Origin of the sequence: Methanobacterium sp. (assembly GCA_039666455.1) — an archaeon.
Classification (GTDB): domain Archaea; phylum Methanobacteriota; class Methanobacteria; order Methanobacteriales; family Methanobacteriaceae; genus Methanobacterium_D.
Genome location: JAVSLW010000054.1, coordinates 1 through 17,742, shown reverse-complemented (window position 1 = coordinate 17,742; position 17,742 = coordinate 1). Strand labels below are relative to the sequence as shown.

Here is a 17,742-nt window from a genome sequence, read left to right as displayed (position 1 = left end):
TATATAACCTGCTTGTTTTGTTACGCCTAGTTTTTCACTTGCTTCAGGAACACTGCACTCATCGTAGAGATAATTCATGAAATGAAGCCTATTTAAAACTTTAACGTCTTTTTCCTTTTTTCTTATCAGTTTTTTCAATTCTTCACGGGTAATCCATTTTTTAACTTTTAAAGAAGGAGTTCTACTCATGAATAATAATTATGATCTTCATTAGTTAAAAATATTACGTCTTATACTATAAATGAAAAATTGGGTGAGGAAAATGAAATTTAAATCATCATCTGCCAATAGAAAACCCTGGGAAAAGATAAGCCTAGATGAAATACAGCCATATCCCACCAGATACAATAAAATAATTGTGATAGGCTATTTATTTATCTTTTCGATTTTTTTAACCAAATTCATGGAAGTAAATTCAATTTTTGAAATAGCAATCCCTTTTATTAAACTCGCTGTTAATGGAACACTGGCACTGGCACTCCTGAAGCTCATTATGAGAGGTAGCTTCCAGACTCCTATAAAGAGCTTTTTCCAGTTTGTTTTACCAATTTATACTATAATTATGGCCATAGTTATCGCAGTAGGATTTATTTACGCCGGAATTTCATTAGAAGATGTTTTCAGTTCTTCATATTCTTTAATCTTTCTAATAATTAGTATTTTGTTGCATTATTTCTATGTATTATTTGGATTAGTTTGCTTAGGATCTGTTCTTTACCTTTTAATGTCAGAACATCCTAAAATTCAAATTCATGGCCTTATTCTGGTAGTACTATTTAATTTGTTTTATTTGATTCCAATGTTTTTATTCAAATAAGTTAGTTGTTTAAGATAATGCAAAGAAGTATTTCAAAAATATTATTTAAATTACCCTATCAGTTGAATGAAAAGGAACGTAAAACTCAAATTTTATATTTAATACCTTTAGCGTTAATTTTTATATTTTGTTTTGACTTATGTGTGATTTGAACTTTTAATGGGTTTTAATTTTATCCCATTTTTCATTATTTTCTGTCTTATACTAATAGGAGTTATATTTGTCCTTTATTTCTGGGATAAATAGGATAAAAAAATATGGAATGAGACCTGTCAGATCTCCGTTTCAGCTTCTGGAAAAAGAGAAATTACAGAAACAGTTAAAGGTTTTGGTTTCATGCCTATTTCTTACTGGATTTTGGCTGAGGCTTTGGGAATTTACACCATAGGCCAAGGATTTTCAAGCATAAATTCATATCTTAATAAAGGCGTTTCTTCCCTTGAATTTATCATTACTTCGATTACAGTAGGTTTACTCATGGAAACAGTGTATTTATTTCCAGATAAGTTTAATAAAATTGTACCTATTGAATTAAGGTCAAAAAAAGGATTTTTATTTATGTTTGTGCTAACTTTTGTGTTGTTTAGAGTTTCACAGTTTTTAGTTGATATTGTGGCGGTTTTAATCTCGTGAAAATGCAAATAACTTTTATCAAAAATAAAAACGCTATTTGAAACCATAATACTGAAGTTATTATCTGCTTAGAATTGCAAAGGCTATAAAAAGAGTTAAATAAATCAACATAACTACTTTTCATATAATCGCTCCATAAACTTCCTTTCTTCGGTTTTAATGGGTTCAACTAATATTTTTTCCATATGCACAGTTCCCAATTCGTTTTTCATATCTTTAGTTATTTTATAGCCTTTTGAAAGCCAGAAATCCAGTGAACCATCCACCATCTTTTGCGTATGAAGATATATGTTTTTATAACCCTTATTTTTGCAAAAACATTCTGCTAAATTTACTAATTTAGAACCAATCCCATTTCGTCTCCATTTCTTGTCTATAAATACTCTCCAAATGCTTGCAGTACTTTCTGGGTCATAAATCCCTTTAAATATATCATAATCTTTATCATATGCTCTTATTCCCAGGGTACCTATTAAAATATCAGTATTTTTTAAAAATGCAAGTAAAAATATGTTTTTGTCGGGTTTAATGTAATAATCTTCCAGGTTTATGATATCTTTATGATATTGCGGAATATATCTATATCCAAATTCTTCATTTATGATCTTGAAAAGGAAATTTTTGAGTCCAAAGAGTTCTATATCTCTGGTTTCCATTGGTTTTATCTTGAAATAGTTTATATTAACCGCCCCCTTATTACGTCTTACATTTTTTAATACTTTTTGCTGGAAAAAGCCTATTTTAGTAATAATTACCATCATATATATATTAATTGGCAGTATATATACAATAAAAGTATTTAAATCATTTGTTCAGGGAGAATAAAGATGAATGTATCAGTAATTGAAACAAAAAACCTGAGTTACCATTATCCTGATGGAACATGTGCACTTAAAGACATTAACATTAAAATTAAAAAAGGAGAAAAAGTGGCTTTTATAGGTTCAAATGGTGCAGGGAAAACAACACTTTTTTTAAATTTTAATGGTATTTTAAAACCATCTTCAGGTAATGTGGTAGTAACTGGAATAACACTCAAAAATGACAGAGACATTTTAAGGAATATAAGGCAAAAAGTTGGACTGGTATTTCAAAATCCAGACGACCAGCTTTTTGCACCCACTGTAGTTGAAGATGTTGCATTTGGACCTATGAATATAGGATTGCCCAGAGATGAAGTTGACAGGCAGGTGCGGGAAGCCCTAAGGAAGGTTGGAATGGAAGGGTTTGAAAAAAAAGCACCGCATCATTTAAGTCATGGGCAGAAGAAAAAGGTCGCAATTGCCGGGATCATTGCGATGGAACCTGAAATCATTGTTTTCGATGAACCGACAGCGTATATGGATCCATTAGGGGTGGTGGACATGCTGCGTATTATACATGATCTAAATAAAGATCTTGGAGTAACCACCATAATGTCTTCTCATGATGTCGATTTCATACCTCTTTTTGCAAATAAGGTTTATGTAATGCATGATGGGCAAATAATAGGAGAAGGTAGTCCAGAAGAGATTTTTTCAAGGAAAGCTGTAATTAAAAAAGCCCATCTTAGACTTCCACATGTTGCCCACCTATTATATCTCTTAAAAAAAGAAAGTGTACCTGTAGAGGTTAAATTAACTGTAAAGGAGGCTCGAGATGAGCTGTTACGTTTACTGGGATAAAATTTTGAAGATATCTAAGATAGTGGGAAAATACAATAGTCATCAAATTAAGAATGCACCATTAGAAGAGTTTTTACCATTTTTTGATTCAATAGAGGAAATTGCCCATGATACAAGCATAGATTTTGATGATGCAAAACATATACTGGATGATAAGAAAATAGGCCATGCCTTGAGGGTAATCCGAAAATTCTATGTGGACGTGGCAGAAAAACTGGAGATTGAGAAAGCCCACGAGATACTCAAATCCAATGATCCATGGGGAACCTTAGAATCTTTCTACTTCTTTGATCGATACAAGAAACTGATTCAAAATGAACATGAGCTGGTGAATTTTACCAAAGGTGAGAGAGTAGCGTTTATAGGAGGGGGGCCACTCCCTCTCACCTCAATACTGCAAAGCAGATTTTATGGAGTGCAGGGCAGCAGTATAGAGATTATCCCTGAAATTGCTGCACTTTCAGAGAAAATAATAGAAAAACTGGGTTTAAGCTCCCATATAAAAGTGGTAGTTGGAGACGAAACCCAGATCAGCCATTTAGATTATGATGTGGTGATGGTGGCAGCTCTTGCCGAACCCAAAAAGAGAGTTTTTGAAAATATAAGAAAGCAGGTAGATCATTCCATTCCTATCCTCTACAGGACTTATACAGGCATGAGGGCAATTTTGTATGCTCCAGTTACAGAAGAAGTGCTTAAAGGATTTAAGATAGTGGACATAGTTTTACCCACAGGTAAGGTGAACAATACATCAGTACTCATTAAGAAAGAGAGCATAAAATAATGGAGTTCTTATTTTAATCATCGTCAAATTTATGGTGTTTTAAATCGGTTATAAGCATGAATCTGGAATATCTAAACGATCTAAAGAGATGTCAATTGTGCAGTTGGAATTGTAAGGTAAACCGGCTCGAAGGGGAGAGGGGAGTATGTCGAGCTGAAATCCCAGAGATAGCCTATACTGGCCTTACTCCAGTATTGAAAAGCTATAGTGTGACTCTATTGAGCTGTTCTTTTAGATGCATATACTGCAATGCTTATCGCATCTCACAGTATCCTGACTCTGGCTGGATATACCGGGGCTACGTAGAACCAGATAACCTGGTCCGAGAAGCTTTAGAAGCATTTGAAACTTCTTTTGCTCGTAATATTGGTGTAAAAAAGTTTAGTTTCACTGGAGGAGAGCCTTCCATCCATACTCCTTATTTAGAAGAAGTAACTTCAAGAATGAAAGAAAAAATCCCTGAACTGAAGATTGGTATAGCCACCAACGGATTTTCCGCCCTTAAAACCATGAAACGAATGGCAAAACTATCATCCTATATCAATTTCGAAATAAAGGCCTTTGATGATGAAATACATCAAGCCATCACCGGCGCCCCGGCAGAGCCCGTTCTAAGAAATGCTGAATGGCTGGCAAGAAAACATCCTGAAAAGATCAGGGTATTCCGTACAGTGGTGATACCTGGTATTAATGACTCTCAGATTCCTAAAATAGCTCAGTTTATCCGAGATATAGACCCTAACCTTCCATACAGGTTGGTGGGATTTCGACCGCATTTTATGCTTTACTACCACCCGGCGCCCTCCAAGGGTTTCATGCAGGAATTTGTGGAATTATGTAAGAAGCAGGGACTAGAAAAAGTGGATTATTCGGGCTATTATCCGTCTGGAAACATTTATATGACGCATAAAGATAAAAAAGGAATAAAAATGCTTTATAATTATCTCAATAATGTGGGATGTTACCGTAGGCCTAGAAACTGTGGTTTATGCCCTGAAAAGAATCATTGCCCAGCTATAATTCTAGAGCCCTGGACTAATCTACCAAAGGAATGAAGTTCTAAATTAACACTTGACGGCTAAATACTAATTTTACATTTTATTATTAGTTTGATCTTTATCTTCAAAAAATCACCCATTTCATGGACTATCAATTAATCCTTTTTCTTTTTCTAATTCAGTATTAAAATTACACTTAAATTCCATTATAAAGTAATAAATGGGATATTTATTACTAAAAGACATAAATATGGATTAAAAGTAATAATAAAAACCAAATAGAAAGTGTTAAATATATTAAAAACCAACACCACATGTGATGGCAAAAACAGGTTGCTTATACCTAAAAAAGAAAATTCTTAGCATAAGCATAATAAAATCTTGCCATCCCTCCTTACTTAAAAATTTCAATAGATCCCCTACAAAAATGAAAGTAAATAGGGCATAAATAAGCTTTACCTCAAATGTACTATTTTTCGATGCCCTTTTGAAAATTATAACTTGAAAATTAATGAGGTAAATGGAATTGGGTAAAAACAGTTGAATCAATTAATATCAAGGAAAAGCTTAAGAAACTTGAAACAGAGTCTGGAGAAAGAAATACATGTGTTATATAGATAGCCTTTCCTTACAGTAAAATCAACCTGAAAATAGTAAAAAAATCTTTGAAAGAACTGAACTGGAATAAAGAAGAGTATAGATTAAGTTATGATGAGAACCTGATTTTCATTGATAAAGAACTGATTTGATAAATCAAATTAGGATATCATGGCAACTCCTGAACCATTAAGACCAAAATGGAAAACATTTATAACTAAGGTTGAGCCAAACAGACTCATTACAAGAGGTTTCTTACAGAAGATCTGATTGGAAACATTTCTTTTCCTGAAATGATATATTTGCTTTTAAAAGGCAAACTACCTTCAAAAAATGAAGTGAAAATGCTTGGAGCGGTTCTTGTATCATTATGCGAGCACAAATCAGCTTCTCTGAGTATACAATCTGCAAAAATCGCTGCACTTTAGGATCATCCTTAAACGAATGTATTGCTGAGGCTTTTTAGCACTTGGAAATCATGAAATGCTATAGAAAATGCAATGAAACTACTTCAAAATGGAATTAAAAGGCACAAAGGGAATATTATTAAATGCAGCTGAAGAAATATATGATAATTTTGTAAATAGTGAAATAGTTCCAGGTTTTGGACAGGTTTATAAACAGAATTCAAGGGTTATTAAGCTTATTGAACTTGCAGAAAATTATAAATGCACAGGCTTGCACACAGAACTTTTGCTTACACTTCAAAAACTCCTTTTTAAAAGAAAAATCACCGAAACTAAAGAAATGATTCAGGAATCAGACATAATACCAGATTCACAGGAAATAATTGAAGGGTCAAGTGAAATAATCAACGATTCAGAATTATTGAAGTATTCAAAGGAGATAATTGAAGATCCAGACGTATTGAAACGGCCAAAAGATATTTTTAAAGGAAAAATTTGAAGAATTAAGTTTTGAAATTTCGAAAAAGAATGGTAAATAACCAATGAACTTTTTTTAGGAATTGTTGCTTTTTTATTTTGTCTGTTTACCTGTTTGGGTATTACAACATTTTTTATTGGAAGTATTATTTTTTGAATAAGTATTACGATTCTGGTTAAATCAGCTTTTTAAGTAATAATACTATGTAAATAGAAAATATTATATATGAAAAGTGCTAATTGTTGTTTGTAATGGCAAAGAATTGATTATGTATTACTTAAAGCTAAAAATACGGGGTTTCAGTATTAATTTATCCTTGCAAAACCCATAATTTCGCAACCGCAAAAATTGGAAATTATTGCGTCTTTGCCATTGGTTTCCTCCTGAAATAGAAGAATGTATTAAAATTAAACCATTTAGACCCCTGAAATAATTAAAGTAGACATAGGGCATTTATACTAATTCAAATGTATTTAAATGCCCTATTAAAACTTTGGAGACATACAAATGGAAAATAATAGCTTAGTTGAATTTGAAGTAATAGAAAAACTGGTGAACTTGAATACTGATTTAGCAGGGAAAGGTTCCTGTTTAGCGTGGACAACATTTCCATACAATAAAAAGAACTTAGAAATCGTAGAGAATTCTTTAAGAAAACTTAACTGGAATAAGAATGAATACCGTTTAAATTACGATGAAAACCTGATTTTTGTTGAAAAAGATTTATTATAATATTAAAAATATGCTCTTATTTTCATTATTTTTTGATTAAGTATTAAGATTCTGGCTAAATTAGCTCTCTACGTAATAATACAAATAAAATAGAAAGTATTATATATGAAAAGTGCTAATCTATTGTTTGTAATGGCAAATCTGGTTAAATATTATATTAAAAGAAAATTTCAGGTTCAAGTGTTAATTTAACTATTTTTTGCCATTTACTCCCTCAAAAATCCAAAATATAGGGCATCTAAATTCATTCGCTCAAATGTGTCATTTGATGCCCTATAAATTGAAAAAACTTAAAATGAGAATATCTCATTTATTTATTACTTTTTAATATATTTTTAAGATTTTTTACCTGATTTAGTAATAATACTAAGTATTAATTTTTGATTAATGTTTAAAGATTTGATTAACGTTGTTTATAGTCCTATTTCACTTAATTCTAATGCAATTGAATTGTTTTTTATAAATATCCATAAATAATCTGGAAGATTTGAGTGTAAATAGTGTATATATGCTTTATTTACAATAATAATTTATTTAACCCCTTACAACATTTAATGTTAGTTAATAACAGATTATATTGATTTTAAACTATTTTAATGATCTTGAATAGTCAGTATTAAAAAATAAGGACTATTCAAACGAAAATTATTAATTATGGTCTTTTTTATTACTAAAACGTTGGATTTTGGCTTTAAAGTAATAATAAAAAAGTAATAAAAACTATTAAATATCAGTAATTTTTAAAATCCTTTATAAACAAAAAAGGAGGTGAAAAAATGAGAAGACAAGTGATTTTACTAGTAACAACATTTGTTTTCGCATTAACGCTGTGTGGAGCAGTATCAGCAGAAAATACTACCGCCAGAGGTGAAACTGGATCTATTGTTGATTCAGAATCAAATCTGAGCCAGTCGCCAGTTATAGAAAGCCCTGAAGTTAGGGAAGGAAATTCATGTGGAAACACACAGTCCCAGATTGTAATTTCCGGATCTGTTGCAGATTGTAAAACAAAATCAGAATTCCCCAATGTGACCGTTACAGCAAAAAACAATGACACTACACTGGCCACTGCAAAAACAGAAAGTGACGGACGTTATAATCTAAGCTTTGTAAGTGTTGATATGGTGTTTAATGTAACTGCAAGTTATCCGGGCCATATTCCATCAACCAGGGAAGTGACAGTAAGCCCTAATGGTTCAAATATGTACGGCACTGCAGATTTTGAACTTGGTAAACCAAAGGCATTGTTTCTATTTCACAGCAGCATTAATCCAATATTTGCTACAGCTTTAGTGGACTGTGGCTTCTTAGAAAGTGACATGCGCTTAATAAGTAACCTTCCAGACAGAATCACAGATTATGATCTTGTATTTATAGACTGGCTGTGGGGGAAAACATCGAACCTTGACAGAATCCGTACATTAATGAATGAAGCAATAGGAAAGAAAATACCGGTTATTGTGACCAGACACTGGACAACACTTCCAGAGGGAGTTATACATGCCCATGGACACAAAGAGCATCAATGGATCAGGGATTACTGGACTAACATGAGCAGTGCAAATTCAAAAGAACTTTTAAAGTATCTTGGAAACAGGTTTCTTGGATTAAATGTAGGAGAGCCACAGGCTCCAGTTACTGTTATAAAAACAGGAATTTATCATCCACGTGCAACACAGTTGTTTGGCAGTCTGGATGACTATCTTGAATGGTATGGCCCTACAGAAGGTAAAAAGACAGTTGGAATTTTATTCCACGCAAATGACTATCTGACAGGAGACCTTGAAGCAGTAAATGCGTTAATCAAAGATTTTGAAAATAAAGGTATAAAAGTGATTCCTTATTTCTATGAACATGAGGGTAAGCCAGATATCAATAAATTTCTCATGAAGAACGGTAGATCTGCTGTAGATGCGATCGTTCACTATAAGATGTTTGGATGGTCCCCGAAGAGCTCGTCAGAGGATGTTGTAGTCGAACTTGAGAAATTAGGCGTTCCGATCATCAAAGGGGTGAAATTTTATGGAACTTATGAGGAATGGTTCAAGGGAACACAGGGAATTCAAGCATCTACTATTGGGGCCACCATTGTGCCATCTGAAAGGGATGGAATGTTTGACCCAGTTGTGATATCAACAAAGGAGCGTGATCCAAAATATTCACATCTGCCATCTGAAGTGGCTTTCTACAGGCCAATTGATAGACAGGTGAACGGGATTGTGAATCGAACTGTTGCCTGGATAAATCTAAGACACACACCTAACCCAGAGAAGAAGGTTGCCATAATCTACTGGCATGGTGAAGGTAAGGATAAAGGAGCAGGTGCAGGGCATTTAGATGTCTATGCTAGTTTGCCCAAACTTCTGGAAGCCATGAAAAATGATGGATATCACCTTGGGGACAGGCCCCTCCCAGATAATAGAGAGCTGGTAAATCTCATAAGAAATCAGGGCTTAAACATTGGACTGTGGGCTCCAGGAGAACTGGAAAATCTGGTGAAAACTCAGCCAGTGATTTTAGTGCCTTTAAGTGACTATATGAACTGGTTTAATGAACTATTGCCGGCAAAGAAAAAAGAAGTCATTGACATGTGGGGAGAGCCTCCAGGAAACATCATGGTTTATGATGGTAAGATTGTACTTCCAGTAATCAGGTTTGGAAATGTAATCCTTGCCCCAGAGCCTTCTCGTGGATATACACAGGACCAAAGGGCACTGTACCACAGCGGAAACGTTCCACCAACACACCAGTATCTGGCGTTTTACTTCTGGCTTCAGAAAGGTTTTGGTGTAGACGCAGCTATACACTTTGGAAGACACGGAACAGTTGCCTGGTTACCTGGTAAAACTGGACCCGGTCTTGATCATGATAACTGCTGGCCAGCTATAGTAAGCGGGGACATACCAGTGATCTACCCCTTCACAATAGAGGGTAGCGAAGGCCTGTTACCAAAAAGACGTCAAGGAGCAGTGATGATAAGCCATCTGACCCCTCCGGTTACAGTTTCAGGATTGTATGGAGACATAGCATTATTGCACAGTAAAATACATGGATATGAAACAACAACCGATGAAAGCGTGAAAGAAGAGTATAGGAAAAGCATAATCCAGTTAGTTAGAGATCTGAAACTTAATGAAGACCTCAACATTAACATGGATAATGCTTTAAGTGACTTTAAAGGCTTTTTAGATGCCATACATCTGTATTTACATGATATAGAATCAGAGTTCATACCTTATGGTTTGCATGTCTTTGGAGTGCCGCCCAAGGACGAGAAGCTTACAAACACAGTACAATCATTATTAGGCTATGAATTCAGGACTTACATGGAAAACAATAAATTGTCTGATAAAAAAATACAGGAACTACTGACAAAGGTTATACTTGAAGGCATAAGCCCTGAAAATGCACAGAATTCTGTTCTTGGGCATGTCTCAGCCAATATGACTGCATATTTAAATTTAGCCATCGAATATGCAAAGAGGATCAATCAATGCACACTGGAGATCAACAGAACTCTTGCTGCACTTCGAGGAGGATATATTCCACCTGGAAGGTGCGGTGACCCGGTCATAAATCCTGATGTACTTCCAACAGGAACAAACTTTTTCTCCTTTGACCCCCGGGAAATACCTTCAGAAGAAGCCTGGAAAGTAGGTGTAAAACTTGCCCAGGATACTTTAGAGCGTTACAAAAAGGAAACTGGAGATTATCCAAAAAAGATCGCATTCATGCTATGGGCAACTCACACCCAACAGGACAAAGGTGTAATGGAGGCTGCAATACTCTACCTACTTGGTGTTGAACCAGTGCCAGACACAGGCTATAAAAACTATATCACAGATGTTAAACTGATAGAAAACTTAACAAGGCCCAGAATCGACGTTGTAGTAACCACCACCGCATTATATCAGAATATGTACCGCTGCAGGTTAGACTTGCTAAACAAAGCTGTTAGACTTGCAGCCGGTGCCAGCGACACTCAACCCAACTTTGTGAGGGAAAGCTCTGATGCTATTTACAATGCCCTTATAAAGAAAGGTTACAGTGAAGAAAATGCAAGAAGGCTTTCCATGATGAGAGTATTCAGCCAGGAACATGGAAACCATCATAATGCCATGCAACATGCACTGCTAATGAGTGGCACATGGGACGACGAAGGAAAGCTGGCAGAGACGTATATTGGAACGTTTGGTAACGTGCACGAAGGAGCAGACAGTGACACAACTTATTTACCAGATCTATACAGGCTTAACCTGGATGGAAGCGAAATCGCCATGTTTAGAAGAATTGTTAATGTAAATGATCTGTTCAGTGATGATGACTACTTTGGATACTTTGGTGGGCTTGGTCTTACAATTCGAAGCATCACAGGCAGAGATCCAAAGATGTGGATTATGAATCTGGAAAACCCCGATAATCCAAAGATAGAATCATTAAGCGAGTCTCTACACAGGGATGTTAGAAGCACATACTTCAATCCAAAGTGGATCAAAGCGATGCAGGAACATGGTCCAGCGGGCGCAGGACAGATGACAGATTTTATTAGTTTCCTGATCGCCTGGGATATCACTTCGCCAGATGCAGTAACAAATAGCATGTGGGATGAGGCCTACGCTGTATATATTAAAGATAAACATAACCTTGGACTAACTGAGTGGTTTTCAAGGACCAATCCATTTACTAAGCAAGCCATGATGGCAGTAATGCTTGAAGCAATTAGAAAAGACTATTGGAAAGCTGATGGATCTATTGCCACAGCTTTGGCTAATGAAATAGCACAGAGTATCATCCATCATGGAGTTAGCTGTGATCATCACACCTGTGGTAATCCAAAACTGGTTGAATGGGCTATGAAACACATGGACAGTGCCATGCTCTCCAGGTTCAAGGAACAGATGTATAGAGCCACTAAGAATGCAGTGTTTGCGGCAGGCGTACCTGATTCTCCAGCTACACCCGGAACTACTCCTGGAACTCCTGGTCGAACTCCATCAACTGGTAGTCCTGCATCACAGTCCAGTGCTTCTTCAGCAGGTCAGACAAGTTCTGCTGGTGCTGATTCCGGTCAAGCACAGCAGGAGTCAGGAGAAACAGGTGAAGAGGGACAAAAGGCATATGAGGTAGCTAAAAGTAACCCTGGCGCTTCCGGCATTCCTGACAAAACAATTATTTACGCTGGAATTGGATTAGTCAGTATTCTATTGCTTCTTGGTGCAGGGTTCTTTAGAGAGAGTATCCTAAGCTTCTTAGGGTTTACCAAAAAATAAAATTTCCCTTTTCTTTTTTTTTTAGATACTCATAATAATTTTAAAGCTAATCATTCATTTTAAATGCTTATTTTAAAATTAATAAAAATAGAATCTGGTTTAATTCCAGATTCCATGGTGAAGACATCTTTTTTGGGAGTAAGGAGGTTCACGGTAGACCCATTTTGATGTTTTTTTATTATTTTTTCACCTAACAATGGATTGTTTTAATTCATATATAAACTTTACTTTAATTTTATTAAAATAAAGTTGAAAAAATCGATAGTCTTAAATATCACATATAATTGATTTTTAATCAAGCATACTTGAATAACAAGTAGGCTTATCAAAAAGAAAAGGAGGTGAAAAAAATGAGAAAACAAGCGATTTTACTGATAATGACAATTGTTTTCACGCTGGCCCTATGCGGAGCAGTGGCAGCAGAAAATTCACAGGGAGGTGAACTCTTAAATCAGAATACAACTATCACATCTGATAATTCAAGTAGTACCAGTCAGGTGTCAGATCCCAGAATCTATGGAGTAGTAAAAGAAATCTACAATGAAAGCTCTGGGACTTATACAAACCTCACAAATGCCATCCCAGTTAAAAACGCAACAATAACAATCCAAAACCCAACTACCAACGCAACAATTGCCTCTGGAACCACCAATTCCACAGGTGAATACGATATCAGTTTTTTGTCCAATCTCACTGAATTCAAGGTGGAAATTGCTTACTTGACCTACAAGAACTTCACCACTACAGTAACACCAACTGGCACACCTATACCTGAAACCACCTTAAACCACACTTTCATGCCAGATATTGCCATACTGAGCTCAGTCCCAGAAAAAAGCATTGGGATCCGAAATCTAAACAATAGAAGACTGATTTATCTTGATATGTGGAATCCAAACTCCTCACCAGTCAATGACTGGATAATGGAGTATGTAAACTTTGCCTATCTGGACATGGCCATGCCAGGAACTGGGTGGGGAGATTCATGGTATGATGAACTACTGAAAAGCCCAGCTAACGCTAATTACATGATCTCCAGTGCTTTCGGATACCCCTGCGACACTGACACAGATAAATGGGGCGGAGACGGATTACACTTACTGGGTGGTCGTGATATCAATGACACTCAAGATACTCTAGAAAATACTTATATGGGCTCATACTACGCACTTGCAAGTGAAACAGCCTTACAAACAAATCTACAGAATATGGTTGAGTATATTTACTTTCTGCTTGGAGAGACAACAATTGACCCAACCCAACATGGTAGAAGTCCAGTAATGGCCACGCCAAATTGGGGAATTTATCACCCAGATTATCCAACTAAAACCGTGTCCGCTGTCCCAACTCAAGCACAGATAAAAGCATGGATAGAAGGAAATCCTGGATATATAGCGCCTTACCACAGTTTAAAATGGATAGACCAGAATTACAACACATGGGCAGCCACAGCACGTAACAGCGTATATCAGGAATTTGAAAAATGGTATAACACAACTAAATCAAATATAACTGGTTCATTCATAATAATAGCCAGTTATGGTCCCGGAGGCGAATATGCTCCAACCATAGATGCCTTAATTAGGGAATATGAAAGTCAGGGCAGGGCAGTTTTAAATCTGTTCCAGGGCGCTACCAATCCTCCAATAAGTAGTTTCTTAGAGGAATTGGTGCTTGGAAAAGATGGTAATGGCCCATTAACAAGGGGCGTATCTGCGATCACTTCACTGAAAAGCTGGTCACTTAACTATGCAAACATCTCTAAAGGCGGTGCTTTAAATGAACTGGAAAGAATTGATTTACAGGTTATAAAAGGGCTACAACTCTATAAGCAGAGTAGTTTAACCAATCCGCTCGGTGCTCAGTATGAATGGACCTTTGCAGTAACTTATCCCTACTTTGAAGGAGTTTACAGTCCTGTTGTAATATCCTACACTGATGAAAATGGTTTCGAACGTCCTATTGATGCAGGAATCAAAAAAATAGTCAGTTTAACCAACAGGTGGGCTAAACTAAAAGAATTACCCAATTCCGACAAGAAAATAGCGGTGATCCTATACAATTACCCGCCGGGAAAAGCTGAAATAGGAGCTTCATACCTTGATGTTTTCCAGAGCGTTCATGATCTTCTGGTGAACCTAAGAGAACAGGGTTACAATGTTGGAACAGGAGAAATTCCTAACGCAGAACAACTGTACACATTAGTAGCTGAATTCGGTAACAAAGGTAGCTGGGCGCAGAATCTTCTAAATCAATATGTACAGGAAAATCTTGGAACCCTTAAGGCCAATGAACAACTGGTAAATGCATCAACTTACAGTGAATGGTTCAATCAACTGCCAGAAGCACTGAAAGAGCAGGTGATAAGCAGATGGGGACAGGCTATTGGCAATATAATGAATTATAACGGGTCCCTGGTTATTCCAGGCCTGATGTTTGGAAATATATTCCTTACAGTTCAGCCAAGCAGGGGCTGGGAAGAAGTGGAGAATTACCATGATCCATTTCTACCACCGCATCATCAGTACATAGCATTCTACAGGTGGCTGGAGAAAAGTTTCAATGCCAGTGCAATGATACACATGGGAACTCATGGAACATTGGAATGGCTGCCTGGAAGAAATGTTGGGCTGCAGAAAGATGACTGGCCTTTCCAGCTGTCCAATATACCCAATATCAACCCTTACATAGTATCAAATCCAGGGGAAGGTATGGTGGCCAAGGACAGAGCTGGTGCACTCATAATCAGCCATATGACGCCTGCAATGGTCAGATCTGGTTTATACGGTGATCTGATAGTGATGCATGATCTGATGCATCAGTATGAAAACGCCATAAATGTAGGTAACAATCAGATATTACCAGCATTAGAGGCACAGATCAAAGCTAAAGCACAGGAATTAGGTTTACAAGCCCAAAAACAGGGACAAAACTTTAGGGAGTGGCTGGATGAAATCCATCTAAAGTTACATGAGATTAAAAACGACATCATACCACTTGGTTTACACAGTCTGGGCAAGGTGTTAACTGGCGATGAACTTGTGGAAGGAGTGTTTACCATAGCTGCATCCATGACTAAAATTACAGACAACATGAAAACTGTGTTATATCCAGCGATAACTCTGGGATACTATGATATGCAGAAGGATGCTAAATATGAAGATGAAATCAAAGCAATAGACAATCAAATCAGGGATTATATTAAAAAAATAGCAAATGACCATGATCCAGCCAGTTTAGAAGTTACAAATGCAGATCTACTGGCAGATCTTGAATTCTGCAAAGAGACCATGGGTGAAATAAGAGATAATCAGGAATGGAAGCATCTTTTAGAGGCACTTAGCGGCAGATTTGTTACCCCTGGCCTTGCAGCAGACCCTTCCTATGCAGATGTCCTTCCAACCGGTATGAACTTCTATGCTTCTAATCCAAGGAAAATGCCTACCAAAGCAGCATGGGACACCGCTAAAAAGATAGTTGACGAGCTGTTAACAGATTACTATAAAAAACACGGTAAATTCCCGGAAACAGTGGGTATGGTTATGTGGGGTACAGAACTGCTTAGAACCGATGCTATAGCCATAGCTCAGTTCATGTATCTTTTAGGAGTAATGCCAAACTGGAATCCGAAGAATCTGGACGTTAAACCTGACCCTATTATAATTCCACTTGAGAATCTGACTATCACCATCGATGGTGTCACCATGCAAAGACCACGTATAGATGTATTCACCACAGCAGTCACCGGAAACGAGCTATGGATAAATCTCATGAACAATGCAGTGAAATTAGCGTCTGAAGCCCCTGAAGAAACAGCGAAACAGAACTACGTTAAAAAACATCTGGCTGAAAACCCTTCATTAGATCGTATCTTTGGATTACCGGGAATGGTGCTTGAAGGAACAGGAGTATGTGATTTATTGCCTAAAACAGGTAAATGGAAGACCAGCGATGAACTGGCAAGTGTTTATCTATCCAGAGTATCTTATGCATGGAGGTCTACACTCAATGGAGTTAGCATTGAACAGAACCGGAATACATTCCAGTATCTTTTAAAAAATGCAGATATAGTAACTCAAAACATTGACAGTACATGGGGGATACTGGATACTGATGATTTCTATGACTGGTATGGTGGGATGGTACTTGCTTCCAGAAATCTTGGAGGAAATCCAGAATGCATACTGGCAGATATCAGAAACAAAAACAACGTGGTCACAAGAACAGTAGAGGAAGAAACAGAACTGAAGATAAGATCTCAGTTACTTAACCCTAAATTCATGGATTCTCTGTTAAACACTCCAAGTGGATGGATGGAATATGCAGGAAGGTTCGAGTATCTTTTTGGAATGGATGTCACTACAGATAGTGTATCCTGCAAGATGTGGACTATGGTGGCTCAAAACCTGTTAAGCTCCAGATTCACTGCTACTAAAGACTACCAGTCATTTGCAATCCAAAGTATGCTTGGATGGGTCATAGAAGCTGCAAGAAGAGACATATGGAAAGCTGATTCAGGGCTTCTAACAGCTCTAAAGGATAAGTATATAACTCTGGTACCTCAGTATGGAGTATCTTGCTGTCACCACACCTGTGCCAACACGGCTTTCAACCAGTTTGTGGTAATAGGCTCTTCTTTAAGCTTAGATCAGCTTCAACAATTTGCCAATACTTTGAAGAAGGCTACTGGCCAAACTGTAACAGTTGGATCTACAGGGACATCTGGACAAACTGGTGGAAGTACTGGCCAGACAGGAAGTAGAAGCAATTCTAATAGTGTTTCTGCAGGCAGCACTTCGCCAGGTGATGTTAATACAGGCCAGGTAACTTCACATGCAGAACAGCAGCCAGCAGGTGGAAGTAGCGATCAAACCTCCCACGAAGTATCAAAGGTAAATCAGCAAAGTTCTGGTCAGTCAAGCACACCTGCAGTCGCAATAACCGGTGTTGTTCTCTTGATATGTCTGATTGCTGTGGGCTACTTCAGAGCAGACATTTTAAGGCTATTAGGGTTGTCCAGAAAATAAACTATTTTTTCTTTTTTCATTTTTTTGGAATTTTCACCCTATTTTTTACATCTCGATAGGCATTCTTAAATTTTAATTTTTCAAAGCATAAACAGATAGTTCTAATGTATTATCTCTTTAAATATTCCATTTTTTTAAGTAGTAATATTAAACAGACATATCATAACTGTGAATAATATTGATAAATAATATTGATATAAACTGGATAAAAATAATTTATAGTATAAGACGTAATATTTTTAACTAATGAAGATCATAATTATTATTCATGAGTAGAACCCCTTCTTTAAAAGTTAAAAAATGGATTACCCGTGAAGAATTGAAAAAACTGATAA

General features: G+C 36.5%; 12 protein-coding genes. 10 read left to right on the top strand and 2 right to left on the bottom strand.

Annotated elements, in window-relative coordinates:
- Window positions 1-189, bottom strand: a 189-nt coding sequence (locus tag PQ963_10995) for an IS630 family transposase (GenBank protein MEN4030186.1), incomplete at its 3' end; no start/stop codon positions are given.
- A gap of 73 nt (window positions 190-262) precedes the next feature.
- Between PQ963_10995 and PQ963_10990 the strand changes: the two genes are divergently transcribed.
- Entirely contained in the window at window positions 263-817 is a 555-nt protein-coding gene (locus PQ963_10990) for a hypothetical protein (protein ID MEN4030185.1), read from the top strand.
- Window positions 818-1,153: 336 nt separating this feature from the next.
- Window positions 1,154-1,450 carry a hypothetical protein gene (locus PQ963_10985; GenBank protein MEN4030184.1) on the top strand — a complete coding sequence of 99 codons (297 nt, stop codon included), beginning with the start codon at window positions 1,154-1,156 and terminating at the stop codon, window positions 1,448-1,450.
- 113 nt (window positions 1,451-1,563) lie between these two features.
- On the opposite strand, the gene PQ963_10980 is transcribed toward PQ963_10985, so the two are convergent.
- Window positions 1,564-2,211, bottom strand: a complete 648-nt coding sequence (locus PQ963_10980) for a GNAT family N-acetyltransferase (GenBank protein MEN4030183.1) — start codon at window positions 2,209-2,211, stop codon at window positions 1,564-1,566.
- A 66-nt stretch (window positions 2,212-2,277) separates the two neighbouring features.
- Between PQ963_10980 and PQ963_10975 the strand changes: the two genes are divergently transcribed.
- The 8 genes from PQ963_10975 to PQ963_10940 all read left to right on the top strand — a co-directional run bounded on the left by PQ963_10975 (window position 2,278) and on the right by PQ963_10940 (window position 17,407).
- On the top strand, window positions 2,278-3,114 hold the full coding sequence (locus PQ963_10975) for an ATP-binding cassette domain-containing protein (protein ID MEN4030182.1): 837 nt from the start codon (window positions 2,278-2,280) through the stop codon (window positions 3,112-3,114).
- Window positions 3,089-3,898, top strand: a complete 810-nt coding sequence (locus tag PQ963_10970) for a nicotianamine synthase family protein (GenBank protein ID MEN4030181.1) — start codon at window positions 3,089-3,091, stop codon at window positions 3,896-3,898. Before PQ963_10975 ends, PQ963_10970 begins: the two co-directional genes overlap by 26 nt.
- Before the next feature lie 95 nt (window positions 3,899-3,993).
- Complete coding sequence (locus PQ963_10965; protein ID MEN4030180.1) at window positions 3,994-4,953, top strand: radical SAM protein; 960 nt, start codon at window positions 3,994-3,996, stop codon at window positions 4,951-4,953.
- 842 nt (window positions 4,954-5,795) lie between these two features.
- Window positions 5,796-5,921 carry a hypothetical protein gene (locus PQ963_10960; GenBank protein ID MEN4030179.1) on the top strand — a complete coding sequence of 42 codons (126 nt, stop codon included), beginning with the start codon at window positions 5,796-5,798 and terminating at the stop codon, window positions 5,919-5,921.
- Window positions 5,922-6,009: 88 nt separating this feature from the next.
- Entirely contained in the window at window positions 6,010-6,399 is a 390-nt protein-coding gene (locus PQ963_10955; protein MEN4030178.1) for a hypothetical protein, read from the top strand.
- 486 nt (window positions 6,400-6,885) lie between these two features.
- Entirely contained in the window at window positions 6,886-7,110 is a 225-nt protein-coding gene (locus PQ963_10950) for a hypothetical protein (protein MEN4030177.1), read from the top strand.
- Between the two features lie 776 nt (window positions 7,111-7,886).
- Entirely contained in the window at window positions 7,887-12,380 is a 4,494-nt protein-coding gene (locus PQ963_10945) for a cobaltochelatase subunit CobN (protein MEN4030176.1), read from the top strand.
- A 350-nt stretch (window positions 12,381-12,730) separates the two neighbouring features.
- Window positions 12,731-17,407 carry a cobaltochelatase subunit CobN gene (locus PQ963_10940; GenBank protein ID MEN4030175.1) on the top strand — a complete coding sequence of 1,559 codons (4,677 nt, stop codon included), beginning with the start codon at window positions 12,731-12,733 and terminating at the stop codon, window positions 17,405-17,407.
- Window positions 17,408-17,742: the final 335 nt, after the last annotated feature.